Origin of the sequence: Bifidobacterium longum subsp. longum JCM 1217 (assembly GCF_000196555.1) — a bacterium.
Classification (GTDB): domain Bacteria; phylum Actinomycetota; class Actinomycetes; order Actinomycetales; family Bifidobacteriaceae; genus Bifidobacterium; species Bifidobacterium longum.
In genome coordinates, this window is sequence record NC_015067.1 from 159227 (window position 1) to 184299 (window position 25073).

General features: G+C 58.9%; 24 protein-coding genes and 1 riboswitch. Of the genes, 22 read left to right on the top strand and 2 right to left on the bottom strand.

Features of this window, described 5'->3' with window-relative positions; translation table 11 throughout:
- Nucleotides 1-126 precede the first annotated feature (126 nt).
- The 18 genes from dnaK (at nt 127) to BLLJ_RS00710 (ending at nt 17225) form a co-directional block, all read left to right on the top strand.
- Nucleotides 127-2007, top strand: coding sequence for a molecular chaperone DnaK (gene dnaK / locus BLLJ_RS00625; RefSeq protein WP_007051640.1), 1881 nt, complete (start codon nt 127-129; stop codon nt 2005-2007).
- Nucleotides 2007-2663, top strand: coding sequence for a nucleotide exchange factor GrpE (gene grpE, locus BLLJ_RS00630; protein WP_007055523.1), 657 nt, complete (start codon nt 2007-2009; stop codon nt 2661-2663). The genes dnaK and grpE overlap by 1 nt, the downstream gene beginning before the upstream one ends.
- A 91-nt stretch (nt 2664-2754) precedes the next feature.
- Nucleotides 2755-3774: a DnaJ C-terminal domain-containing protein gene (locus BLLJ_RS00635; RefSeq protein WP_007051638.1), complete on the top strand. Its 1020-nt coding sequence runs from the start codon at nt 2755-2757 to the stop codon at nt 3772-3774.
- Between the two features lie 14 nt (nt 3775-3788).
- Nucleotides 3789-4376: a heat shock protein transcriptional repressor HspR gene (locus BLLJ_RS00640; RefSeq protein WP_007054672.1), complete on the top strand. Its 588-nt coding sequence runs from the start codon at nt 3789-3791 to the stop codon at nt 4374-4376.
- A 128-nt stretch (nt 4377-4504) separates the two neighbouring features.
- Nucleotides 4505-4601: riboswitch (TPP riboswitch) on the top strand.
- Nucleotides 4602-4648: 47 nt separating this feature from the next.
- Nucleotides 4649-6001 carry a solute carrier family 23 protein gene (locus BLLJ_RS00645; protein WP_007054673.1) on the top strand — a complete coding sequence of 451 codons (1353 nt, stop codon included), beginning with the start codon at nt 4649-4651 and terminating at the stop codon, nt 5999-6001.
- 36 nt (nt 6002-6037) lie between these two features.
- Nucleotides 6038-7159: a LuxE/PaaK family acyltransferase gene (locus BLLJ_RS00650; protein WP_007051635.1), complete on the top strand. Its 1122-nt coding sequence runs from the start codon at nt 6038-6040 to the stop codon at nt 7157-7159.
- A complete protein-coding gene (locus tag BLLJ_RS00655; protein ID WP_007057589.1) occupies nt 7146-8645 on the top strand; it encodes an acyl-CoA reductase in 1500 nt (499 codons plus the stop codon). Before BLLJ_RS00650 ends, BLLJ_RS00655 begins: the two co-directional genes overlap by 14 nt.
- 86 nt (nt 8646-8731) lie before the next feature.
- Nucleotides 8732-9502, top strand: coding sequence for an SDR family oxidoreductase (locus tag BLLJ_RS00660; protein ID WP_007051633.1), 771 nt, complete (start codon nt 8732-8734; stop codon nt 9500-9502).
- Nucleotides 9503-9614: 112 nt separating this feature from the next.
- Entirely contained in the window at nt 9615-10286 is a 672-nt protein-coding gene (locus BLLJ_RS00665; RefSeq protein ID WP_007051632.1) for an HAD family hydrolase, read from the top strand.
- A 150-nt stretch (nt 10287-10436) separates the two neighbouring features.
- The gene (locus tag BLLJ_RS00670) at nt 10437-11162 is read left to right on the top strand and encodes a DedA family protein (protein WP_007051631.1); all 726 of its coding nucleotides are present in this window, start codon (nt 10437-10439) and stop codon (nt 11160-11162) included.
- Nucleotides 11163-11516: 354 nt separating this feature from the next.
- Complete coding sequence (locus BLLJ_RS00675) at nt 11517-12335, top strand: P-loop NTPase (protein WP_256337104.1); 819 nt, start codon at nt 11517-11519, stop codon at nt 12333-12335.
- 6 nt (nt 12336-12341) lie between these two features.
- Nucleotides 12342-13409 (top strand): CpaF family protein, encoded by a 1068-nt coding sequence (locus tag BLLJ_RS00680; RefSeq protein ID WP_007051629.1) that lies wholly within the window; start codon nt 12342-12344, stop codon nt 13407-13409.
- Nucleotides 13409-14065 (top strand): Flp pilus assembly protein TadB, encoded by a 657-nt coding sequence (gene tadB / locus BLLJ_RS00685; protein WP_007054679.1) that lies wholly within the window; start codon nt 13409-13411, stop codon nt 14063-14065. The genes BLLJ_RS00680 and tadB overlap by 1 nt, the downstream gene beginning before the upstream one ends.
- Nucleotides 14062-14664 carry a Flp pilus assembly protein TadC gene (gene tadC / locus BLLJ_RS00690; RefSeq protein WP_032740573.1) on the top strand — a complete coding sequence of 201 codons (603 nt, stop codon included), beginning with the start codon at nt 14062-14064 and terminating at the stop codon, nt 14662-14664. The genes tadB and tadC overlap by 4 nt, the downstream gene beginning before the upstream one ends.
- Before the next feature lie 284 nt (nt 14665-14948).
- Nucleotides 14949-15236: a DUF4244 domain-containing protein gene (locus tag BLLJ_RS00695; RefSeq protein WP_007051627.1), complete on the top strand. Its 288-nt coding sequence runs from the start codon at nt 14949-14951 to the stop codon at nt 15234-15236.
- Nucleotides 15237-15241: 5 nt separating this feature from the next.
- Nucleotides 15242-15619, top strand: a complete 378-nt coding sequence (locus tag BLLJ_RS00700; protein WP_007051626.1) for a TadE/TadG family type IV pilus assembly protein — start codon at nt 15242-15244, stop codon at nt 15617-15619.
- 49 nt (nt 15620-15668) lie between these two features.
- Complete coding sequence (locus BLLJ_RS00705; RefSeq protein WP_013410434.1) at nt 15669-16046, top strand: Rv3654c family TadE-like protein; 378 nt, start codon at nt 15669-15671, stop codon at nt 16044-16046.
- Between the two features lie 48 nt (nt 16047-16094).
- Entirely contained in the window at nt 16095-17225 is a 1131-nt protein-coding gene (locus tag BLLJ_RS00710) for a diacylglycerol/lipid kinase family protein (protein ID WP_007051624.1), read from the top strand.
- Nucleotides 17226-17422: 197 nt separating this feature from the next.
- On the opposite strand, the gene BLLJ_RS00715 is transcribed toward BLLJ_RS00710, so the two are convergent.
- Entirely contained in the window at nt 17423-18022 is a 600-nt protein-coding gene (locus BLLJ_RS00715) for a TetR/AcrR family transcriptional regulator (protein ID WP_013582333.1), read from the bottom strand.
- A gap of 194 nt (nt 18023-18216) precedes the next feature.
- Here BLLJ_RS00715 and BLLJ_RS00720 point away from each other — a divergent pair, with 194 nt between their 5' ends.
- Nucleotides 18217-21129, top strand: a complete 2913-nt coding sequence (locus BLLJ_RS00720; RefSeq protein ID WP_013582334.1) for a DNA polymerase III subunit gamma and tau — start codon at nt 18217-18219, stop codon at nt 21127-21129.
- A gap of 25 nt (nt 21130-21154) precedes the next feature.
- On the top strand, nt 21155-21757 hold the full coding sequence (recR, locus tag BLLJ_RS00725; RefSeq protein WP_007051621.1) for a recombination mediator RecR: 603 nt from the start codon (nt 21155-21157) through the stop codon (nt 21755-21757).
- Here recR and BLLJ_RS00730 read toward each other — a convergent pair.
- Nucleotides 21754-22887: a class C sortase gene (locus BLLJ_RS00730; RefSeq protein WP_007054686.1), complete on the bottom strand. Its 1134-nt coding sequence runs from the start codon at nt 22885-22887 to the stop codon at nt 21754-21756. The two genes, recR and BLLJ_RS00730, sit on opposite strands and share 4 nt — an antisense overlap.
- Nucleotides 22888-23250: 363 nt before the next feature.
- Here BLLJ_RS00730 and BLLJ_RS11080 point away from each other — a divergent pair, with 363 nt between their 5' ends.
- Entirely contained in the window at nt 23251-23547 is a 297-nt protein-coding gene (locus tag BLLJ_RS11080; RefSeq protein ID WP_162094056.1) for a hypothetical protein, read from the top strand.
- A gap of 227 nt (nt 23548-23774) precedes the next feature.
- On the top strand, nt 23775-25058 hold the full coding sequence (locus BLLJ_RS00735) for an ATP-binding protein (RefSeq protein ID WP_007054687.1): 1284 nt from the start codon (nt 23775-23777) through the stop codon (nt 25056-25058).
- Nucleotides 25059-25073: the final 15 nt, after the last annotated feature.

The following is a 25073-nucleotide window of genomic DNA, read 5'->3' on the forward strand; positions in this document are numbered from 1 at the left end:
TTGGGAATAGAACTTGCCAAATGGAAGTTGAGTGATGTAGGCTCAAGTTTGGAAGGTCCAAGAGACGACCAATCGGAACTTGGGCAAAGAACGTAAGAACAAACGAGTAATTAAGGAGCACACATTATGGCACGTGCAGTTGGTATCGATCTGGGAACCACGAATTCCTGCATCGCAACTCTTGAAGGTGGCGAGCCCACCGTTATCGTCAACGCTGAAGGCGCGCGCACCACGCCGTCTGTGGTGGCCTTCTCCAAGTCCGGCGAGATCCTCGTCGGCGAAGTGGCCAAGCGTCAGGCCGTGACCAACGTTGACCGCACTATTTCTTCCGTCAAGCGCCACATGGGCTCCGACTGGACCGTCGACATCGACGGCAAGAAGTGGACCCCGCAGGAGATTTCCGCGCAGATCCTGATGAAGCTGAAGAGGGATGCTGAGGCCTACCTCGGCGAGCCCGTCACCGACGCCGTCATCACCTGCCCGGCATACTTCAACGATGCCCAGCGTCAGGCCACCAAGGACGCCGGCAAGATCGCCGGCCTGAACGTCCTGCGTATCATCAACGAGCCGACCGCAGCCGCTCTGGCCTACGGCCTTGAGAAGGGCAAGGAAGACGAGCGCATCCTGGTCTTCGACCTCGGCGGCGGCACCTTCGATGTCTCCCTGCTGGAGATTGGCAAGGATGACGACGGCTTCTCCACCATTCAGGTTCAGGCCACCAACGGCGACAACCACCTCGGTGGTGACGACTGGGATCAGAAGATCATCGATTGGCTGGTTTCCGAAGTCAAGAACAAGTACGGCGTCGACCTGTCCAAGGACAAGATCGCGCTGCAGCGTCTGAAGGAAGCCGCTGAGCAGGCGAAGAAGGAGCTCTCCTCCTCCACCTCCACCAGCATCTCCATGCAGTACCTGGCCATGACCCCTGACGGCACCCCGGTGCACCTGGATGAGACTCTGACCCGTGCGCACTTCGAGGAAATGACCTCCGACCTGCTGGGTCGCTGCCGCACGCCGTTCAACAACGTGCTGCACGACGCCGGCATCTCCGTGAGCGACATCGACCACGTGGTGCTCGTCGGTGGTTCCACTCGTATGCCCGCCGTCAAGGAACTCGTCAAGGAGCTCACCGGTGGTAAGGAAGCGAACCAGTCCGTGAACCCGGATGAGGTTGTGGCTGTCGGTGCCGCCGTGCAGTCCGGCGTCATCAAGGGCGACCGTAAGGACGTCCTGCTTATCGACGTGACCCCGCTGTCCCTCGGTATCGAGACCAAGGGTGGCATCATGACCAAGCTCATCGATCGCAACACCGCCATCCCGACCAAGCGCTCCGAGGTCTTCTCCACCGCTGAAGACAACCAGCCGTCCGTGCTGATTCAGGTCTACCAGGGTGAGCGTGAGTTCGCTCGCGACAACAAGCCGCTGGGCACCTTCGAGCTGACCGGCATCGCTCCGGCTCCGCGTGGCGTCCCGCAGATCGAGGTCACCTTCGACATCGACGCCAACGGCATCGTGCACGTGTCCGCTAAGGACAAGGGCACCGGCAAGGAGCAGTCCATGACCATCACCGGTGGTTCCGGCCTGCCGAAGGACGAGATCGACCGCATGGTCAAGGAAGCCGAAGCTCATGAGGCTGAGGACAAGAAGCGCAAGGAAGACGCCGAGACCCGCAACCAGGCCGAGGCCTTCGCCTACTCCACCGAGAAGCTCGTCAACGACAACAAGGACAAGCTCTCCGACGACATCGTCAAGGAAGTCACCGACAAGGTCAACGCTCTGAAGGAAGCCCTGAAGGGTGACGACACCGAGAAGGTCAAGACCGCTCAGACCGAGCTGATGACCGCCGCCCAGAAGATCGGCCAGGTCCTCTACGCCCAGCAGGGTGCCGAGGGTGCTGCCGCTGGTGCTGACGGTGCCGGCGCTTCCGCTGGCTCCGCCTCCGGTTCCGACGACGACACCGTCGAGGCCGAGGTCGTGGACGACGATGACGACAAGGACAACAAGTGATGTCCGAGTTCAACAAGGACGACTACCTGAACGACCTGCCGGATCCCTCAGATGCTGAGGCTGCCGCTCAGGCCTCTTCAGGGGCTGACGCCTCCGCCGAGTCCGGCTCTGCGCAGGATTCGGCTGCCCAGGCTCCTTCCAATGAAGGAGCCGACGCGGCTCCTGCCGCAGCTGAGGGAGAGAAGACTGGCGAAGGCCAGTCCGATTCCGCAGACACCCTCACCCCGCTCGGCAAGGCCAAGAAGGAAGCCGCAGACTACCTCGAAGCCCTGCAACGCGAACGTGCGGAGTTCATCAACTACCGCAATCGCACGCAGAAGGAGCAGGAGCGCTTCCGCCAGCACGGCATCATCGACGTGCTGACCGCGCTGCTGCCCGCCCTCGACGATATCGACCGCATTCGCGAACACAGCGAGATGGACGACTCGTTCAAGGCCGTCGCCACCAAGATTGACAAGGCCTTCGAGAAGTTCGGTGTCGAGAAGTTCGGCGAAAAGGGCGAGGACTTCGACCCCACCAAGCATGACGCGATCCTGCACAAGCCGGACGCGGATGCCGAAAAGGAAACGGTTGACACCGTGGTCGAGGCCGGCTACCGCATCGGCGATCGCGTAATCCGCGCCGCCCGAGTAGTAGTAGCCTCCCCGCAAAACTGACATCCAGCTCGCTGCAATGAGTTGATATTTACCTTGGCTCCCCTCTCTGAGGGGAGCCAATCATAAAGACTTTTCTAGAAAGGAGACATGAATGGCTGAAAACGAATGGCTCAGCAAAGACTTCTACAAAGTCCTTGGTGTCTCCAAGGACGCTTCGGACGACGACATCAAGAAGGCGTACCGCAAGCTCGCCCGCAAATACCATCCTGACGTCAACAAGACCAAGGAAGCCGAGGAGAAGTTCAAGGACATCTCCGAAGCCTATGACGTGCTGAGCAAGAAGGAAGATCGCCAGAAGTACGACGCGATTCGTCAGTTCGGCATGGGCGGTGCCCGCTTCGCCGGCGGTTCCGGCGGCTTCGATGCTTCCGGTTTCTCCGACATCTTTGGTTCCATGTTCGGCCAGGGTGCCGGCGGCAATGGCTCGCGCATCCGCTTCTCCACTTCGGGCGGCGGCCCCAACAACATCAACGACATCTTCTCGATGTTCGGCGGTGCTGCAGGTCAGGGCGGCCAGCCGTATGGCGGCTACGGCCAATCGCCGTACGGCAATGCCGGCGGCTATGGCTATGAGGAGGCCCCGCGCCCCGAAAACGGCGAGGACCGCAACTCCAAGATCAGCCTGACCCTGCGTCAGGCGGTCAAGGGCGCTACCGTGTCCCTGTCCGTGGACGGCAAGAAGTTCAAGGCCCACGTGCCTGCGGGCGTCAAGGACGGACAGAAAATCAAGCTGGCCGGCAAGGGCAAGCTAGGCATCAACGGCGGCAAGGCCGGTGACCTGTACCTGCACGTCACCGTCAAGCCCGATGCCACATTCTCGATGCGCGGCCATGATATCGTCATGGACCTGCCCGTCACCGTGGGCCAGGCCGTGGCCGGTGGCAAGGTCGAGGCCAAGGATATCGACGGCAATCCCGTTACCTTCAAGGTGCCGGCAGGCTCCAGCTCCGGCGCGGAAGTCAAGCTCACGGGACTTGGCGTCCAGCGCAGCAACCAGCCGGGCGATCTGATCGGCCGTGTGCAGATCATGGTCCCCGCCAAGCCGGGTCTGGCCGTCAAGCACGCCGCCAAAGAATTCGACGAAAAAGCCGGCGACTATCTCAGCCTGTAATCAGGAGGTGAACAATGGCGCGGTTAGCCAACCAGATGAAGCAGTTATACGCGATGTGCGCAACCGCGCTCGTGATGGGCAGGGCCGATCTCGACGGAGCCGATGACGTCGGCTTCGACATCGAACTGCCCATCTTCACCGTCGGCCAGACCGCCGAGTTGGCCAACATTCACCCCCAGACTCTCCGTCAGTACGACCGCCTCGGTTTGGTTCGTCCGCAGCGCACCGATGGCGGCGCACGCCGCTACTGCCTGCGCGACATTGCCCGCCTGACCCGAGCTCAGCGCCTGAGCCAGGATGAGGGCATCAACCTTTCCGGTATCGCGCGCATTTTGGTCCTCGAAGAAGAGAATCGCCAACTGCGCCGCGAAGTCAAACGCATGCAAACCGGCGACCAGGAGAGCGTTTTCGCCGCAGGCCGTGACGGCAATATCGTGGAGATACAACGCTCCAACCGCGCCCGCCTCTGGCGCAACGCCATCCGCCGCGAAACCCGCGAACTGCCCGGCCGCGATACTGCCGCCGATATCGCTGCCGGCGCCACCGGCGACTCCAACTACACTCCCGCCGACTCCAAGTCCATGGTCCTGTGGGGTTGGTGAGTCTGGCCGCATTGCTTCGATTCCTTCTCCATTCGTAAAACTGTTTGTTATCTCACATCGGGCAGCTGCCGAAAAGCACGAATCTTCTTGACGGAGATGTCAAGGTTTGTTACGGTGACGTGCGAAAACCGATTCGTAAGGGGTGCTTTAGGCTGAGACGGTATGTGCCGAACCCTTCGAACCTGTGAGCTAACACTCGCGTAGGGAATGCGACGGTTGAACTCCTCTGTTCGGCTCGGCATCCCATATGCGCGTTGAGAGAGAGGAAGCGTATGTCAATACGCAAGGAGCTGACCGCCCAGAACGTACTGCTGGGTTTCCAGCATGTGCTTGTTTCCAACGTCTGGCTTGATCCGGTGTTTGTGGCCGGAGCAATCGGCTTACCTATTGCCCTGTCGTCGAACATGATTAACGCCATCTTCATCGTCTCTGGTCTGGTTACTTTGGTTCAGGCCACTCGGCTGGTTCGCCTGCCGGTGGTGCAGGGGCCGTCAGCCGCGTTTGACGCGTTGATGATCGCGGCAGGTACGGCCGGCATGCTGGGGGCGGCGAGTTCGTCCATTCTCATCGCTTCGCTTGTGTTCCTGTTGCTGTGCCTGACCGGTGTGATAGAGCGGATGCGGTTCCTGTTCTCTCCGATGATTTCGGGCGTGGTCATCTTTATGGTCGGTGTCTCGCTGTCTGGATTCACGCTGAGCGAGTTTCTAGGCGGGGCTCCCGGCGACAAGACGTTCGCCGATCCGCACATCCTGACCGTGTCGATTCTGACCACGGCGATTGTGCTTGTCCTGTCGTTGCTCGGCAAGGGCCTGCTCAAGTCGTTCTCATTCCTCATCGCGCTCGTCGTCGGCACCGTGGTCGCCGCAGCGTTTGGCATGGTGGACTTCTCTCCTGTGGCATCCAAGGGATGGTTGGGCCTGCCGACCTTCCTGCCCTACGGTCCGTTCACATTTGACTGGAAGATCTTCATCCCGTTCTTCATTGCCTACATGGTTGCCGTCATGGAAGCTCTCGGCGTCTATCAGGCGGCTTCTGAGATTCAGGGCACGTCCCTCGAACGCAAGCAGGTGCGCTACGGTCTTGCCGGCGAGGCGGCCGGTTCAGCCATTTCCTCGCTGATTGGTGGATTCACCACCACCGCCTACCCGCAAAATGTCGGCCTGCTCAACCTGACCGGCGAAGGCAAGTTGCGCACGCGCACGCCTGTGATCATCGCCGCTGTGCTGTTGCTGATTCTGGGCTTCGTGCCAAAGGCGGGCGCGTTGCTGTCCGTCATTCCCTCGGCAGTCGTCGGAGGCATTTTCCTGCCGGCTGCGGCCAGCCTAATCGTGACCGGCCTGCGCGCCCTGCGCAAGGTCGCTGATGACGAGCGCCGTCAAACGGTCATCGGCATGTCTCTGTTGCTCGGCATCGCCCTGCCCAAGGCGCTCTCCGGCCTGACCGGCGGCGCAAGCGTGTTCTTTGGCAACAACATCATGGTCGGTGTATTCAGCGCCATCATTCTCAATGCGCTTTTCGTCGCTCTTCCGGATTTGGTGGCGAAGCATCGTGCGCCGGCGTCCGTGGATGTTCCAGCAGCCGATCCGGCGGATGGGACTGGCGCTGCGGCGTACGATGAACGATAATGCTGGTTGATATTGGATATTGACAGGAGCGATGCAATGACTGATGTGATGGATGACGCGCGTCGTATCAAGCGCGGGATTCTGGATTTTATCCATACCTATGGCTGTGAGCAGGCCCCGGAAGAGGCGTTTGGTGCGTTGGCGCGCGACGTGTTCATCTATCAGTACACGTATGATCTGCCGTACCGTCGTTACTGCGCGGCTAAACGCGTCACCCCCGCAACGCTCAAGGATTGGCGGGAGATTCCGCCGATGCCGGTGGACGGGTTCAAGCACCTTGACCTTTCGACCATACCGACCGAGCAGTGCGAAGCCGTATTCATGACGAGCGGAACCACGCATGGCGGCAAGATGCGTGGGCGCAACTTCCATCCCGATCTTGAGGTGTGGGATGAATCAATGATTGTGCCGTTCCGTCATTTCATCATGCCGGATCGAGAGCGTATCCGCATCGCCGTGATTTCGCCGGCATGGGACATGAACCAGAACTCCTCCCTGTCGCGCTACCTTACCAAGGCCGTGGAGTGCTGCGGCAGCGAAGGCAGCGGTGTGTTCTTCGACGAGCATGGACTCAAGTTCGATGAAATCATCGCCTTCCTTAACCGTGCGGTGTCTGACGGTGAACCGGTGATGCTGATGGGTGTCTCGTCGTCCTATCTGTATCTGTTCGATTACCTGCATGAGCATGATCTGACGTTCGCGCTGGCCCCCGATAGCCGGTTGTTCGACACTGGCGGCTTCAAGAGCACTAAGCGCGACATCACCGAAGACCAGATGCTTGATGAGCTGGAACAGACACTGGGGGTGCCGCGCCACCACTGCGTCAACATGTATGGCATGACCGAGTTGAGCTCGCAGATCTATGACCAAAATATTCTGTCGTGGTATACGGATGGCACCAGCAACTATCTCAAGGCGAACCCCGCCTGGGTGCGCACGGTCTTCCTCGATCCGGAAACGCTGACTCCCGTCAAGGATGGTGAGACCGGTGTGATAGCCCATTACGACCTTGCCAATTGGAATTCATGCATCGGTATTCTGACCGAGGACCTCGGCCATCGGACCCCGGACGGATTCCTGCTGCAGGGCAGGGCGAAGGGAGCCGAGGCTCGTGGGTGCTCAATCGCGGTAGACGAGGTCATCAGTGCCAACCGTTGATGAATCCGTGAGTCAGGCCATTGATGTCTTCCACCTGCCCTCGGGAGTGGATGTTTCGGATTACGAAATCTATGAGGTCGCCACATCGGATGGGGTGAAGCGTTTGCGCTATCCGCGACTGGATGGCTCAAAGGTGACTTCCCTTGCCAAGCAGCTTGTCGATGTTCGCAACCGCACGCTTGCCGCGATGAGTGTCAACGATATTCTCGACATCGTGGCCGACGCGGCCCAACTATGGGCCGATCCGGATTTTGAGCTGCGGCGTCAGGCTGAACTGCTGATTCCCGCAATCACCGGATATGAGCCTGACATGGTGCGGATTGAGCTCAAACGGTATATGCGCCAGTTCAGGCGTCGTGAACTGCTCCGGTTCCTTGACTCCGAAATCGGTCAGCCGTCTATGCTCGACGAATTCCGGCCGAACAAGGCGGGGGGATACTCTAAATATGTGGGCCCAGCGCTCACCTATCAGGTGTTCTCCAGCAATGTGCCGGGGATTCCCGTGTGGAGCATGGCGATGACCCTGCTGGTCAAAGGCGCGATTCTTGGCAAATCTTCATTTTCCGAGCCGGTGATGCCTGCGTTCTTTGCTCGCAGCATTGCGATGGTCAATTCCGACCTCGCTGATGCCATTGCGGTGGTTCCATGGAAGGGCGGCTCGCAGCAGCTCGAGGATTCAGCCATCGATGCGGCCGATGCCGTGATTGTTTACGGTTCTTCGCAGACTACCAAATTGATTGCGGGCAAAGTCGCCGGGTCCAAGCCCTGTCTAGGTTACGGAGCAAAAGTCGGGTTGGCGTTCATTGGCCGAGAGGCTTTGCGTCCTGATACCTATGCCGATACCGTGCATCGTGTGGCTGTTGACATCGCCACATATGACCAGCAAAGCTGCCTGGCTCCGCAGACCGTGTTCGTGGAGACTGATGGAGCCCTCACCCCTCGTGAAGTGGCTCAGCTGCTCGGTGGCGAGCTTGAGAATCAGCAGCGCAAATATCCGCGCTCCGTATTGAGTGACGCCGAGAACGTGGCCATTCAGCGGGCGCGCACCGACGCTGAGATGAGAGCCTTGATGGGCGGGAAGGCCGCGGTGTTCGCCAGTGGCCATAGCACGGCATGGTCGGTGCTGTATCGAGAACTTGACGGTAGCGGTGCCGACGAGGATGTTGCTTCGCTGATGTCGCCGTTGAACCGCACCGTCAACGTGGTGGCGGTGCCAGATTTGTTGGACGCTGCCAGAAGACTGACTTCCTGCCGTGGCTGGCTGCAGAGCTGCGGTGTCGCTGTGGATTCAACCAGACTGTTTGGTCTTGCAGATACATTGGCCGAGGTCGGTGTGAATCGCATCTGTCCGCTCGGTGAGATGGATCGGGCGAAATCCGGCTGGCATCATGATGGGGGCTTCAACCTCATCGATCTGTTGCGCGCGGTGGATGTCGAACGCGGCAGCGACGCGTACAGCGATTCGTTCGATATGGATATGGAATAGGCCTGTGCTGTTGCGGGCAGCAGAGGCTGGTAGCAGGGCGAAAGGCAAGGGTAATGACAGAGCAAAGCGATATGGCACGGCGTCCAATGGTGAATCTGGATGGCAGAACAGCGATCATCACCGGTTCCGGCAAGGGCATAGGAGCGGCTGTGGCGAAATGCCTGGCATCGCACGGAGCCGCTGTCGTCATCAATTACGTACATGACGCCGCCAGCGCGCAGCGCACCGTTGAAGACATCCACTCGCTGGGAGGCTTGGCTATAGCTGTACAGGCGGATGTTTGCGATGAATCGCAATCTTCCAAGCTAGTGGGTACCGCTGTCGACTCATTCGGCGGCGTGGACATCTTAGTGAATAATGCTTTCGGACGCTTCTCCTTTGACCCGCGTCGCCGTTCCACTTTTGCTGGAGGCGATTGGGATGAGTTTAGCGCACAGATCGAGGGATGCCTGCATGGTGCATATCTGATGTGCTCACATGTGGTGCCGCTGATGCGAGCCCAGACCTCCGGGCGTATCATCAACATCTCCAGCAATCTGGTCGATTCGCCCATCGTGCCCTACCATTCGTATATCACTGCCAAAGGCGGCTTGGTCGGCATGACCCGCTCTCTGGCCCAGGAGCTGGGCGGCTTCGGCATTACCGTTAATGCCATTGCCGCAGGTTTGACGGCCGGAACCGCATCCAGCGCAGCCACCACCGAGGATGTTCGTGAACGAATCATTGCCATGACGCCTCTTGGCCGCCTTGCCCGTCCCGATGACATCGCCGGAGGGGTCGCGTTGTTGGCGTCCGACATGGCCGGCTTCATTACCGGACAATGTCTGCACGTCGATGGTGGGCTGACCATGCGCTGAGGCGCAGGGGCGGTGTGCTGACGCGCTATGGTTGTCGCATCCGATTGGTGCAATGGAATGCAGCAAGAGTAAAGGCGCCAATTGGCGTGCGGGCATGTGGACGGAGGTAACTATGCTGCTCAAAGCCGTGTTCTGGGATTTGGACGGTACTCTCATCGATTCTGAGCCGCTCTGGCATGACGGTGAGATTGAGATCGCGCACAACAATGGCGGCGAGTGGAACGAGGACCTCGGTTGGGAGTGCTCCGGCACTCCGGTACCACACGTGGCAGAGGTCATGATTGCGCATGGCTGCACATTGAGCGTTCCCGAAATCGACAAGCAGCTCAAGGATTATGTGTTCAAGGCGGAGGTCGAACGTCTGCCGTGGATTCCTGGTGTGCAAGACGTGCTGCATTCGCTCAAGGAAGCCGACATCCCATCCATGCTGGTCACTACTTCGCCTCGCCGCATGGCCGAGAACATCATGAAGCAGGCTGATGGATTGCTTGCCGGCTACGTCTGCGGCGATGATCCGTACGAGCACAAGCCGAGCCCTGCCCCATATCTGGCCGCGGCTGAGAGACTCGGCATCGCGCCTGAAGACATGGTCAAGTGCGTGGTAATGGAAGATTCCTCATCCGGTCTGCGCTCCGGCGCCGCCTCGGGGGCCACACTGATTGCGCAGACTGGCTGGATTCGCACCGACACTTCCGGCCTTGGCCAGTTTGCCTCCATCGACTCGTATGAGGGCATCGATGCGGCCGCGCTGGACGCCTTTGTGCGGCAGCGTTTGGGGGAGTAGAAATTTCGTTTGTATTGCGGAGTTTGTGTGGGAAACCCCAGTCGACCTGATGTTATAGGCCGGCTGGTAGGGTATTTGACGGTTTGCATATAACTGTCTGGTTCATTGGGCTGGCAGCTCAATACAAGATTTAGGACTCATAGGAAACACATGGGCTTCGTTAATTTCATCATCGAACTGCTGAAGGATCCGCGTGCCGCGATTGCCGGTTGGATTGCCATGGGCGTGGCGCCGACCCTCGGATTCATCTTCCTCATCGTATTCATCGAAACGGGCGTGGTGTTCTTCCCGTTCCTGCCCGGTGATTCGCTGTTGTTCGCGGCCGGCGTGTTCGCAGCCCCGGATGCTGCGACCGGCAAGGCCGCGCTGCCGCTGTTCTGGTTGCTGCCGGTGGTTTGGTGCGCGCCGATTATCGGCGACCAGTGCAACTACTTCATCGGTCATTTCTTTGGCCGCCGTATTATCCAATCCGGCAAGGTGAAGGCGCTGACTCCTGAGCGACTGGCCAAAACCGAGGGCATGATTGAAAAGTGGGGCCCGCTGGCTGTGTTCCTGGGCCGCTTCTTCCCGTTCATTCGTACGTTCATGCCGTTCATTTCCGGTATTTCCGGTATGCGTTGGAGCCGTTTCACGCCGTTCTCAGTGCTCGGCGGCCTGTGCTGGTCCACGTTGTTCACGCTGCTGGGCTACTTCTTCGGCAACATTCCGGCCGTGCAGGATCACTTCGAACTGGTGATCGTGCTGATTCTGCTGGTTTCGCTCGCCCCGACCATCATCGGTCTGCTCAAGGCCAAGTTCGGCAAGAAGAAGCCGGCCAAGGTGACCGATGCTCAGTTGGACGTCATGGAAGACGGCATCAAGAACCTCGATAAGTAAGCAAGGAATGTAGATTACCACATAAGGAATCGTCGTGAAAATGAAGGCCCTGACTGTGCATATGAGGTCAGGGCCTTTTCTGCATGAGATGGGCGTGAAACAACAGCGTGGTTATCCACATTTGTCGTGGACGACATGCCGGGGTGTGGATAACTCAGCAAGCTAGAACCACAATGGTCGATTCGTGTTGAGCATTGAACTCGGACACGTTTCAATCGGCTTATGAATAGCAACACCACACCCCGCGTGGCGCGTAGGATCACCTCGCCAGCGGTAGCACCTCCGGGCATTCCGCTGCCCACGGACGATGCGCCGATTCCAGCGCATCGCTACTACACTCCGCCGCCCAGGCCGTTGGCCTCATGCGAACGGCAGAGATCGGGCGAGGCTCCGGCACTCGCCCTAACTACAGACACCAGCTTCCATAACATTGTGACGATGACGTCAGGTCATGGAGGCGTGGGGTTGAGTGTCATGGCTTCCATGCTTGCATGGACATTGGCGAGACGTGAACACAGCTGCGCTCTCATAGACGCTGATTTCGTGGCCGGATGCCTTGACCTGCTGCTGGGTGTAGAACGAGAGCCGGGTTTACGATTCAGCCAAGTCGACGCACCCCTCGGCCGCATCGAGGGCGATGCGATGAACCATGAGCTGATGATGTGGGAGGGTGTGCGAGTACTTCCCTATGACCCTTGGAGCGCGCGCCAGCCTGACTGGTGGGAAGTTCAAGCGGCCATTCGAGCCTTGGCGGAAACGAACGACGTTGTCATCGTAGATGCCGGTCAGGGTGGACTCATTGAGACCGTACCCGATCTGCGCAGTGGCATGCAGGTGATTGCCGCGGAATTGTCGGTGATGGGGCTGGCCAGAGCCAAGTCGCACCGGTCCAGACTGGATTCATGGGGCTGTGAAGCGCCACATATCGTCGGCGTGGAACCACGTGGCGCTCCACGTGGGAGAGGCCACGTGGGTATTGGTGAGGCGCAGGACTATTTGACTGCCACGGTATTGGGGCCTGTCAAACCAAGTGTCAATCTGTGTGGAGACGTACTGGAAGGCCTCGGCATCAGATCGGTGACCAAAGGCAGCCGCAAAGCCGTGAGCTTGCTTGCCGATCTTGTCGAGCAGGCCATTCGCCCGGTTTCGGGAGCTTCTTGCAAGGACCGGTGATGCGGTATGGCTGCCGTAATCACTCGGGCTGATGAGCCCGGCGCAGTGCCCAGAACTGTGTTCTTCGGTCTATTGAATGATGTGGCATCCGACCCGCAGGTTACCGATCTGGCGGTGACCTGTGATGGCCGCGTTTGGGCGGACCGCGGCAACGGCATGCGAGAAACAGTATTGCGTGTGCCGTTTCGCTCGCCGCAAGTAGTTCGAGAATACGCCGTCCAACTGTGCGCGCAGCTTGGGCGCAGACTGGATGATGCCTGCCCGATAGCGGACGCCGCCAGTCCAGACGGCATCCGCGTGCATGCGGTGATTGCCCCATTGGTGCCACAAGGTGCCGCAATCTCCATACGGTTCCCTGACAGGACCATGGCATCGTTGCGACATCTGAGCCAATTAGGTGTATTCCCGGCTGCTTGGCTGCCGATGTTCGTGGGACTGGTGCGCAGACATGCCACAGTGCTGATTACCGGCGGAACAGGCGTGGGCAAGACCACCTTGCTCAAGGCGCTGCTGGCGCAATGCGATGTGAACGAGCGCATCGTCACCGTAGAGGAAGTTCGTGAACTGGGGGAACTGGGGCGTGGCGATCATGTGTCGTTGGTAACGCGCGAGGCGAATGTGGAGGGCGTCGGAGCCATAAGTCTGACGGACTTGGTCAAAGCGACGTTGCGAATGCGCCCCGACCGCGTGGTGCTGGGCGAATGCCGTGGCGCGGAAATCGTCGACCTATTGCGCGCGTTCAATTCTGGTCATCACGGTGGCATGACCACTGTGCATGCGGACGGCGTGAACCGAGTACCGTCCAGGCTGATTTCGCTTGGATTACTCGCCGGAGTCAGTCCACAGGCGTTGGCCATGCTGGCGGCAGGCGCTTTCGACGCGGTGGTGCATTTGGAGCGAGTGAACGGACAGCGGCGTATCACGCAGATCGGCGAACTGCGTGTAGCACATGGTGAACTGGCAGGAACACCGCTGGCGGTATGGAATGGCTGCCATCCTCCTCGGTATGCCGCCGAATGGGGGCACTTCATTGAACGATGGGGCATCGTTCCCGGGCCGAGTGGTGGTGGGTGATGATGTGGTGTGCTGTTCTGGTGGCGCTCGCCGTGCTGATATGGCCGGGGAACAAGTCCGGGAGGCTGTATCGGCTGGCTTACCGCGGGCGTGCGGTCGATTCCGCAGCCATAAACGAACCTCGATATGCCGGCTCACCTCGCGTGGGCGTTGCGCAGGTGATTACGTCCGCCATCGCGCGATTGCGAGGTGGCGGCACATTGGTTGAAGCATTCGAGGAACAATCCAGCAGACGCTTCGCCACTCAGCGCATTACTGTGGAACGGCTCATAACGGTGTTCGAACAGCGGCGTCTGCCCGACGAATCACCAGCGCAGGTACTTGAAGCTGCACGCGGGGTCACCGCCGCAGCGGTTTTGAGCGATGAGCTCGGTTGCCAAGCAGTGCCATGTCTGGAAGCGGTATTGACTGCTTACCGGCAGATGAGGCTGATGCAGAACCTGCGATCGCAAGCATGTGCCGTTCCTAAAGCCACTGTGGGGCTGCTGAGCGCGCTTCCGGCCGTCACTGTGGCATTGGGCGAGCTTCTGGGAGCTAGACCATTGGCGTTCTTGCTTGGATCGCCACGCGGTGTGGTCTGCTTGGTATTAGGGGGATGTTGTTATGCTGCCGGCTTGGCATGGATGCGGGCATTGTTGAAAGGCAGCGGATTATGAGTACGGTGTGGGTACACGCCGCGGCAGGCTGTGCGGCGATCGCTAGTTGGCTGTATAAGGCTCCGTCTCGTCATGACAGCCGCTTGCCGGGCGAGGAACCGGTCGTAGCGCATGATTGCGGGTCGTCATGGACCATACTCATATTGCGTATGTTGCAGGTGTCCTTGCGTCAGGGCTCCTCGATTCCCCGGGCGCTTGACATGGTGGGCAAAGCCGTCGGCGGCGACTGCGGCGCTCGCATGAGCGAGGTCGGGAGCTCCCTGGCCAGAGGGGTTCCCTGGGCTGATGCGTGGCATGCCGCTATGGCTGTTCAGCATGAGGGTGCGCCAGCTGATAGTTCATCCGGAAAACGTACCAGCAGAACGCAACGAGATCTTGGCCTGCTGCAATCGGCTTTGGAATCGTCATGGACGCATGGCGATATGCCTGGCGTGCGCCTCGAATCCGCCATTGAACAGCTGGACCGTGACGAGCGTGCCGCCATCGAACGGAATGCCGCGAAGCTGTCGGTAAAGCTACTGATGCCTACAGGGCTATGTTTTCTGCCGGCATTCGTGCTGGTAGGAGTCATTCCGGCGATTGCGTCCTTCATGATGTGAATATAGGCGTGAACTGAGTGCGCTTAGGGTGAATCTTGTTGTATTGCTCGGTATTGCACTTGGCTGCGTTTGGTTATCCACATTGGTGGTGGACGACACGTCGGGGTGTGGATAACTCGGCAAGCTAGAACCACATACCCCGTTTTCCCTGGTGCATGAAGCGTTGATAGTCCACAGTGGTATGCACCCCGCGTCAACCCGGCGCGGGGGCCAACCACTCACACACGCATGGGGAAGGTGCGAAGCCACTGCGCAGCTTCCCCTCCTTACCGAAAGGAACGCCAATGAATACCCCTATCCCCGTCATCGTCGACGGGCAGGCCGGCATCTTTGCGCACAGCAAGGCTCGTGTGGCCACGCTGAACGCCAAGGCGAAAGAACGGCTATGCCTCATGGACGCACGCATCCGCACCCTCATGGCTGAGCCCGAAGAAGGCGCGGCCACTGCGGAATACGCAGTCGTACTCGTTGCGGCTACAGGCTTTGCGGCGGTGCTGGTCGCCATCCTGAAGTCGGATGCCATCAAGACGTTGCTGACCAACATCATCAAACAGGCTCTGAAAGTCGGGTGACAGCCATGAAGACCATGACATGCCGGTGGCGGCTCGCCAGACTGCCGCCAGACCTATGCACGGGATCGGCCACCGCCGAATTCGCAATCGTATTGCCCAGCATTATCGCCATCGCCGGGCTGATATTGGCAATAGGACGTGTGGTCATCGTTTCCATGGACTGTCAAAGTGCCGCGGCAGCGGCTGCACGCGAGTTTGTGGTTACCGGTGACGAATCATCCGCGCGCAGCATAGCTGCGGACGTTGCCGGGGGAGAGCCCCACGTCAGCATTGCCCACGACGGCCAATCGACGAGTGTGACGGTCGAATGTTCGGTATTGCCCGGTCCGCTGGATGTAACTCCAACGCGGGTTACCGGCAACGCTACGGCGATAAGCCAATAACGGTCGGCTGGCTGGGCGGCCGCAACAGAAAGGAACTGCGGTGCAGGGAATGCGTTATGAGGAGGGATCGGGCACGATGGCCGGAGCCATGCTGGTTATGGTGGTGGGCATTGCGCTCGCGGTGGCGGCAAGTGTGGGCAACCTCATGATCTGCCAGAACCGAGCGCGTTCCCTCGCCGACCTTATCGCCTTTGACGCCGCGTATGCGCTGTGGCATGCGGATATCGGTGATCCATGTGCGCTCGCCGCCAACATGGCTGAAGCGAATGGTGTAGTTTTGGGCTCCTGCTCCGTGCGGGATGAAGACGTGTTGGTAACCATCAAGGTGGAAACCATGGTCCTGGTGGCATCATCCGTGGAGCGGATGGCTCGGGCCGGACCGGTGAGTTGTACGGAAGGAGACAATTATCACAATAATGGACCGTAAAGCACCGATACTCTGGCGGGCTTCTGGGCCTTTGGCTAAGGTGAGAGCATGAGCGAGAGTGAACGCAACGAGCGCCGTCGCGTGGTGGCCATGGTGGGCAACCCCACTTCCGATAAAGGCCGTGGCGCTAAGGTGGACGCGCAGGTATTGGGTCTGCTGGAGGAAGCCGGCCGTGCCCATAACTTTGATGTCATCGACATCACCGGCACGAGTTTCGACGATTCCCTGAATCAGGCGCGTGAACGCGCGCACGAGTACGACTATCTCGTAGTGGTCGGTGGCGACGGCATGATCGCACTTGGAGCGAACGCCGTGGGCTGCAGTGGCAAGCCGTTGGGCATCGTGGCCACGGGGTCGGGCAACGATTTCGCACGAGGACTGAAGCTGCCGGTCAACCGTATCGAAACCGCAGTGGAAGGTATCGTCGGTGCTATCGTGCGCGGATCACACATCGATGTGGACATGGGACGCGTGACCTCTTTGGACGGCGGCTATGCCGTGGATCCCTCCACTGGCGAGGAGTACGAGTACCAGGAGAGCAAGTCCGCCGAGCATCCGATTGACCGGTACTATGCGGGCATGCTGTCCTGTGGTCTTGACGCGAGCATCAACGACCGTGCGAATCATTCGCATCTGCCGACCGGCACCATGCGCTACTTTGCGGCGGTGCTGGTGGAGCTGACGCATATGAAGCGTTATGGTTACCACATCAAAGCCACATTGGCGGACGGGACCACGGATGAACGAGACATCATCACACCATTGCTGACGATTGCGAATTCGAGGCATATCGGTGGCGGCATTGAGGTCTCGCCGTACTCCTGCTTCTCCGATGGATTGTTGGACCTGGTGTGGATGGACCACGTGCCGAACTTCGGCGAATGCGCGGTGGCCATTTCGAATGCCTATAACGGCAAGCTACTTGCTTCAAAGGTGTTCGGCTGGAAACGTATCCGTGAAATCGAAGTCACGCGGGCAACGGAAGGAGACGAGCCGCCGGTGCTGATGGCGGACGGCGAATATATCGGGCATTTGCCATTTAGGGTAGTGGCCGAGGACTGCGCGTTGCGCGTGCTAGTGCCGCCGGCCGTAGCCGCCCGTGAGGTGGATTCCCGACAGGAAGTGCTCAACGCCATTGCCCGAGATGGTCGCGATCCCGTGACCGGCCAGTTCGCGTGACCCGATTATATTGGCTCCCCTCATTAGGCTGAGCCGTAAAGCAAACAGCCCAGTGGGCTGTTTGTAGGCGAGGGTTCGACGATAGTCGAACCAGAAGAAAGTCAGCCGTAGGCTGTCCGCAATTGCGGACGAGCTGGCCGCGAAGCGGACTGAGAGGAGTGCGGGAGAGCGGTACCAGAGCCAATGGCCGTCAGACCTCAGACGACATAGCTTTCGATATGCAGCGTCTGCGCCATGACCTCTTTGATGGTTCGGTCGCTGATGTTCAGATGCGAGCGAATCAGCGAGATAAGCCCCACAATCAGTGTGAAGAACGTCTCATGGACGTTGGTGATTGGCAGGCCATGCATCTGCTCGAAATCACGTACGGTGGTCTGGGCAATGTAGTCGGCAATACGGTCCGCCGCGCGGTCAATGAACTTGATATACAGTTCGGCGTTGCCGTCTTGGATCATACGGTTTGAGAAGGGGCTCTCGTCGGCGATCAGGGAGCGGAGCACATGCACGATGTCGTCTAATGCCTTGTTCACGTTGCCTGTTTCGCGCGCTTGGTTCCACTGCTTCAACGTGGTGAGGATTTCGTCGATGACGTTATCGAGTACTGCGTCAGCTACGGCTTCCTTGTCTTCGAAGTAGTGGTAGAACAGCGAACGCGTCATACCGACTTCGCTTGCGATGTCGGAAACGGTGATTTTGGAGAAGCCTTTTTCCAGACACACCTTGCGCGCGGCTTGCACGATGGCGTCGCGCCGGGCATCGCCGCGGGTGGGGCGTTTCTCGTCGAGGGTATCGCTCATGGGTGCCTCCTGACCACAACCGTTATTGACACTATGTTAATACAAAGAAAGCGGTTAATAACAATAAAAATGCGGTAACCGTTGTCAGGTGAATGTCGTTGGAATATAAAGAGTTTTCCGATTCGGCAACTATGAGCCCGGTTTATCTTGACTTTTTATCGGTTAATTCTGAGGGCAAAGGTAGGTTAGTAGCTATGGCACTTGCACTGTATCGTCGCTATCGTCCGGACACCTTCGAAGGGGTCATCGGCCAGGACCAAGTCACGGTCCCGCTGATGCGCGCCTTGGACGAGGGCAAGCTCACACATGCCTATCTGTTCTCAGGGCCGCGAGGCTGCGGCAAAACCAGCTCCGCGCGTATCCTGGCCCGTTGCGTCAACTGTGCCAAAGGGCCGACTTCCCACCCCTGCGGCGAATGCGAAAGCTGCAAGGACCTGGCCACCGGCGGTCCGGGTTCCATCGACGTGGTCGAAATCGATGCGGCCTCGCACAACGGTGTGGATGATGCTCGAGAATTGCGAGAACGCGCTGGTTTCGCCCCTGCGCGCGACCGCTATAAGATTTTCATTCTCGATGAGGCCCACATGGTCACGCAGCAGGGCTTCAATGCGCTGCTTAAAATCGTTGAAGAGCCGCCTGAACATGTGATGTTCATCTTCGCCACCACCGAACCAGACAAGGTGATCGGCACCATCCGTTCGCGCACCCACCACTATCCGTTCCGTCTGGTGCCGCAGGAAGTCATGGGTCCCTACCTGGAGACGATCTGCGACAAGGAAGGCATCAAGCCCGAGCCCGGTGTGCTGAAACTGGCGATGCGCGCCGGTGGCGGCTCCATGCGAGATACCCTGTCCGTGCTTGACCAGCTGATGGTTGGTTCGGTCGAAGGCGTTATCACCCATGATGCCGCTGTAGCCCTGCTCGGCTTCACGCCGGAGGCACTGATCGGTGAGGCCGTGGATGCGGTAATCGATCACAACGGCGAAGCCCTGTACGGCGTTATCCAGAAAGTCGTGGTCGGCGGATTCGATCCGAGACGATTCGTCGAAGACCTACTGGCTCGTGTGCGTGATCTGCTGGTGCTTACGTTGGCCGGGGACCGTGCGGAATCCGTGCTGTCCGACACGGCTGAGGCCGAGGATATGGACGATCTGCACCGCCAAGCCAAGGCGCTGGGACTGGGCGCACTGACCGCAATGGCAGACATCATCAACACTACGTTGGGTGCCATGACCGGAGCCATTTCTCCGCGTATGCGCTTGGAACTGCTGGCCGCGCGATTGTTGGCCGGCAGTGAATCAGGCTTTGCAACAGCCGCTCCCGCGCCAGCTTCTTCTGGTATGCCGCCTGCGGCTGCTTCTTCGACTTCGACTACGCCAGCCGCTTCCGGTATGGGTGCCAGTGGTTTTGCCGGCGCATCGCGAGGCGGGTTTGCCGGAGCCTCACATGGCGGATTCTCCGGTGCTGCACGCAACCAGCAAGCAGCCGCGCCTCAGAGCACCGCTTCCCATGAATCTGTTGGAGGCAATGGCCCTGTCAACGGCCCGGTCAGCGACCGACCCGCGGGCTCTCTGTCTGTGCAACCTGCTGTAGCAACTGCTGCTGCCGGTGCCGCTCCTGCCGCCAATGCCGGGTGGGGCGCGCCCGCCGCGTCGCCGGCCGTCCCGGCTCAACCGGTGACCTCGCCTGCGGCATCGGATAATCGGTCCATCGACGAGAAGTGGGATGCAGCCGTCGCCGCTTTGCCGGAAACCATTCGTGAATATGTGTCACGAGACAAGGTGCCGACCGTAAAATTCGGCCCCAACCGTAAGGGTCTGCCTTGCTTGTCGATGACGTTCGACAAGTCGCTGAGCCAGCACGCTTTCGCCTTGGCCGTGGATAACAGCGGTAAGAAGGCGGCGGCCGTGGTGATGGATGCCGTGCGCAACGAGTTCGGCGCCAATGCGGTTATTGCACCTTCTGCGGTCGCGGCGAATGGCGAGCGAGTCGAATCCGTCAAACGTATGAGCCCGGAGCAATTGGCCAAGGTCAAGCAGCAGATTGCCATGGCCAAGGCTGGATTGGCCGCGTCGAGTTTGGGCGCGAGCCTGGGCATTCATATGGGGAGCGAGACGAAAGCTCCGAAGCCGACTGCAACAGGCCAAGCCGAGGACGCAGACGACAGCCATCGAGCCGGACAATCCAGTGCATCCACGGCAGCGAAGAACTGGAGTGACGATGACCCTTGGGCCAAGCCGGCCGTAAGCAACGCTTCGCCGCAATCTGCAGACGGGTTCGCGCCTAACGAGCCCGCTGCTACGCCTGCGCCCGAAGAGCATCACAAGAAGCATGTTGCGGTTCCGGACATCAGTGACGGTGTTGATCCGTGGGCCGCTCCGGCTGCTCCTGTTGCACCCACTGCGTCCGTTGCGTCCGCTGGACCCACTGGACAGTCCACTGGGCAGCCAGCCACCGCATCTTCCGTTACGGCAGTTGCCGGCGCGAGCGACGATCCATGGAATCAGACGCAGTCTCAGGCCGCGGTCTCACCGGCGTCGCAACCGGCCGAAGCCGACCCGTGGAACCAGCCATATCAGCAGTCTCCTCACGATGATCCGTGGAATCAACCGCAGGGGAACCATGCTCAGGCGGCTCCGCAGCCAGGAGACGACCCGTGGAATCAGCCTCAGTCCCAGACTCCGGCTTCTTCGGTTCCTCAGACAGTGTCGGGCAATATGTCGGGCGATGACCCGTGGAACCAGCCCCAATCGGTTCCGCAGCCGGCTGCCGGCGATGACCCGTGGAATCAACCGCAGGCAGTTCCACAATCGGCTCCGCAGGCCACCCCGCACGGTGACCCGTGGAATCAACCGCAACCCGCACAGCCGACCCCGAATGCCGACCCGTGGAATAGCCAGCCCCAGCCCCAGCCGAAACCACAACCGCAAGTCGCGGCCGAGGATGACGAATACTCGATGAGCGACCAGTCGCTCGGCGAGGCGACGGCCATGAATCTCGACGATCTGAAAAAGCTATTCGAGGTCAAAAAAGTCGAGCAATTCGCGGCAGATGATCCGAAGAACCCCAAGAACATCCAGCCTGCCAAGAAGCACTCGGATGAATAATGAGGACGAATAACGAGGAATACCCATGGCACTTGCTTATGACGGCGCAATACAACGACTGATCGACGCTTTCGGGCGGCTGCCCGGCATCGGGCCGAAGGGCGCGCAGCGTATCGCCTTCTACATGCTGTCCGCGCCCGAAGATGAAGCGCGCGATTTGGCCGAGGCCATCGAAGAGGTCAAGGCCAAGATCCGCTTCTGTGATATTTGCGGCAACGTGTGCGAATCCAGCCCCTGCCCGGTATGCGCCGACCCGAGACGCGACCGTTCGGTGATCTGCGTGGTCGAAGAGCCCAAGGATGTGATGAGCATCGAGCGCACGCGCGAATACCACGGCCTATACCATGTGCTCGGCGGCGCAATCAACCCAATGGCCAACGTTGGCCCTGCCGACCTGCGTATTCCCGGTCTGCTCAAACGCTTAGAAGGCGATGAGGTCAAGGAAGTGATTATGGCGCTCGACCCGAATATTGAAGGCGAGGCCACCACCAGCTACTTGACCCAGCTATTGCGACCCGTAGGTGTCAAGGTCACCCGACTTGCCAGCGGCCTGCCGGTGGGCTCCGACTTGGAGTATGCCGACGAAATCACGCTGGGCAGGGCACTGGCCGGTCGGCGCGAGGCCTAAGCCAGCGTATCATTGGCGCTTTCGCCCTTGCGGCGCATCCACGGCCAGAATGCGCCGTGGCGGATGATGCGCGCGGCCTTGTGGCGTCGTGCCAACCAGATAATGAACAGTCCTGCCGCCAGTATGCCTAGACCAACACCAAGGGCGATATTGCGCGCGTCAAGCACGTCATTCGGCTCGGGGGCCGGCATCGGAATCGCCACGCGGTGCCCGGAGATAAGCAGTCGGTGCGTGTTCACGCCGTATGGCGTACAGGTCATCAAAGTGACGCGATCCTCACCCGGCACGATCTTGAGCTTCGACGTGTCATCCGGCAAAATCACCGAAATGCGGTCCACTTTGTAGCCCAAAGTTTCGCCCATGACTTCGATGTAGAAGAAGTCGCCCTCTTTCACCTCGTCCAAACGGGTGAACATCAGCGCTTCAACCAACCCGCGGTGCCCGGTAATGACCGAATGGGTGGATTTACCTCCCACCGGCAGCGACGTGCCGTACAAGTGGCCGGCACCAGAAGCCAGTGCTTCCTCGGAAGTGCCGTGATAAAACGGCAGATTGATGGACTGCTTGGGCACCTTGATTGTGCCCATCACGCCGTTGCCGGTATTAAGCAGTGACTGGTATTCCTTGTCTTTCTTTGAGGCGGAATCCTCGCCGCTGGCTTGGGATCCTCCTTGAGCGGCGGCGAACGGATCGACGGCTTCACCCAAGATAGGCTGGCCGGATTCAGCGAGCTTCTTGTTGTATGCGCGGGCCGCCGTGAGCTTGTCTTCCGCCTGCGGGTAAGGCCAGCCAGCTACTTCTTTGGCCGTGGTGGCTGTGGTGGCGGCCAAGTTGCGGTCGGACTCGAATTGCAACGCTAGCGGGAAGCAGGCCACGGCGATTGCGGCGATCAGCAGCACAATGGTGATGATGCGCATCGCCCACAGGTTGCGTTGCAGGCGTCGGCGCTCGGCCACGAGATCGCTGATATCGATGACTTCGTCAAATGGTGTTGGAACGAATGCTGCGGGCTCGGGCCGCGCTGAGGAAACGTTGTCATTTGCAGATGCGTCATCCGGCATGGCCGCGTTGTTTTCCCACATTTTCTGTGAGGCACGCTTACTCGTCGAACGTCGATGCAGCAATGCCATAGTCGCCTGTTCCTTCGCTTGATCTGCTCATGATTTGCTTATACAAGACGGCCGGGTCCGTCTTAGTCGTGCATGGCATAGGTGCTGTCGCAAATGGCAACACCGCACGCGCCACACTGCGAAACGTTACTCCGCACCAAGCCTTTCATGCAACATGCCGACGGGGCCATATAGGGGCAATGTAGGGGGCATAAGAAGTCTGAAAATGCGATACGAACAACGTTGCTACGGCTGTCAGTGATGCGGCTTACTTCGGACAAGCCGTTGAGATGCAAGGGGATGCAAAGGATTGCAAAGTATGGCAACATGATAAGTCGCAGCGTCGGCGATATTTGGCAGAGCTTTCAAATAGGGGGGGTATGAATGCATAAAGAGGGAATATGTTACCTCGATAAAAGAGGCGCTATTGCTGTTTTCGTGGATGTCGGTTCGTCGTCGAGCCGTTGGTTTCGTAGGCGTGAGGGGCGTTCCCGCGTATTCTGTTTTCCGACCAAAGAAATGAATCACGAAGAACGCCTGAGCAAAAGCTCATTCGCCGGATTGCCGAACGTCAAAGGCGCGGTTGCAGAGGATGCGCGGATCGCGGATTCGCCGCTGCGTTCCGAATTGGCTAGTGTGATCAGAGAAAAGATGGCACTGTCTGGGCATCTCTCTTTTTAGGTCAAGGAAAAGGGTCTGGCGATAGGCGGTGATGACGCCCATCGTGTTGGTGGCACTGTTGCTGCAAAAAGGAAAAGTCTAGTTCGTAATCTAGTGTCCAACTTCCCTAATAGGAATGGTCCAACTTCCACAACGAAAATAGTCCAACTTCCACAATTAGAATGGTCCAACTTCCGCAATAGAGTGATTTATAGGTTGATGTTTCGACGGTTTGCGGGAGGGCACATATGGCAGTGGAGAGCTCGGAGATTCAACGTGGCGAGTACCTTCCTCGAGTGGCTGATGGGTTGCTGACTCAGGCATTGCAGTCTTCTGGTGCCGTTCAGATTAAAGGTCCAAAATGGTGTGGCAAGACTGCAACGGCAGAAAGGCAGTCGGCGAGTCAGGTCTTCATGCAGGACCCGGATCGCAGTGCTACGCTGTTGGCCTTGGCTGATACAAAGCCTTCTCTCATCCTGCGAGGTGAGGAGCCGAGACTCATTGATGAATGGCAGATGGCCCCGCAATTGTGGGACGCGGTGCGTTTCGCCATCGATCGAGGGCGCGGTCGTGGCCGATTCATCCTAACTGGATCGGCGACTCCTCAACAGGAACCAGCTCATTCCGGAGTGGGAAGAATTGCCCGATTAACCATGCGTACCATGTCCTTATTTGAATCGCAGGAATCGACGGGCGTTGTTTCGTTGGGAGAGTTGTTCGATGGCAACCATGATGTTTCGGGTTTCTCCGATTTCGATATTGAAAACACCGCGTTTGCGCTATGCCGCGGTGGCTGGCCTGAAGCAGTAGTCGAATCTCGAGTAAATGTTGCCTTGCGCATGGCCGCGGATTATGTCGAAGAACTACTTGATTCTGACATCAATCGTATGGATGGTATAAAGCGCAATAAAACTTGGATGCGTCTGATTATGCGCTCGTATGCGCGCAATATTTCTTCTCAGGCGTCGCAATCCACTATCGCGGCGGATATGCAGGGTGAACCGCCTTCGGAAGGTACACTCTCCGATTATTTAGATGCATTGTCGCGAGCTTGCGTAACTGAAGATCTTCCAGCTTGGAACCCTCGTTTACGTTCTAAGACTGCAGTGAGAACGAGCCCAACCAGACACTTCAGCGACCCGTCGATAGCTTGTGCGGTACTGCACGCGACCCCGGAGAAACTCCTTAATGATTTCGAGACCTTTGGCTTGCTGTTTGAGTCCATGTGTATTCGCGATCTGCGTGTGTATGCTGATGCGCTTGGCGGAGATGTGTTCCATTATCGGGATAAGACGGGATTGGAATCTGATGCGGTCATTGGCCTGCATGATGGACGATGGGCTCTCATTGAGGTCAAGCTCGGAGAAAAGCAGGTTGATATTGCGGCGGCCCATTTGAAAAAGTTGGCTGACAGAATTGATCAAGATCACGAAGGCCGTCCGTCATTCTTGATGGTGCTGACCGCTACGGCTGCCGCTTATCGCCGGGATGATGGGGTATTGGTAGTGCCGTTGGCCACGCTTGCTCCGTGAGCTCGTATCGTGCGT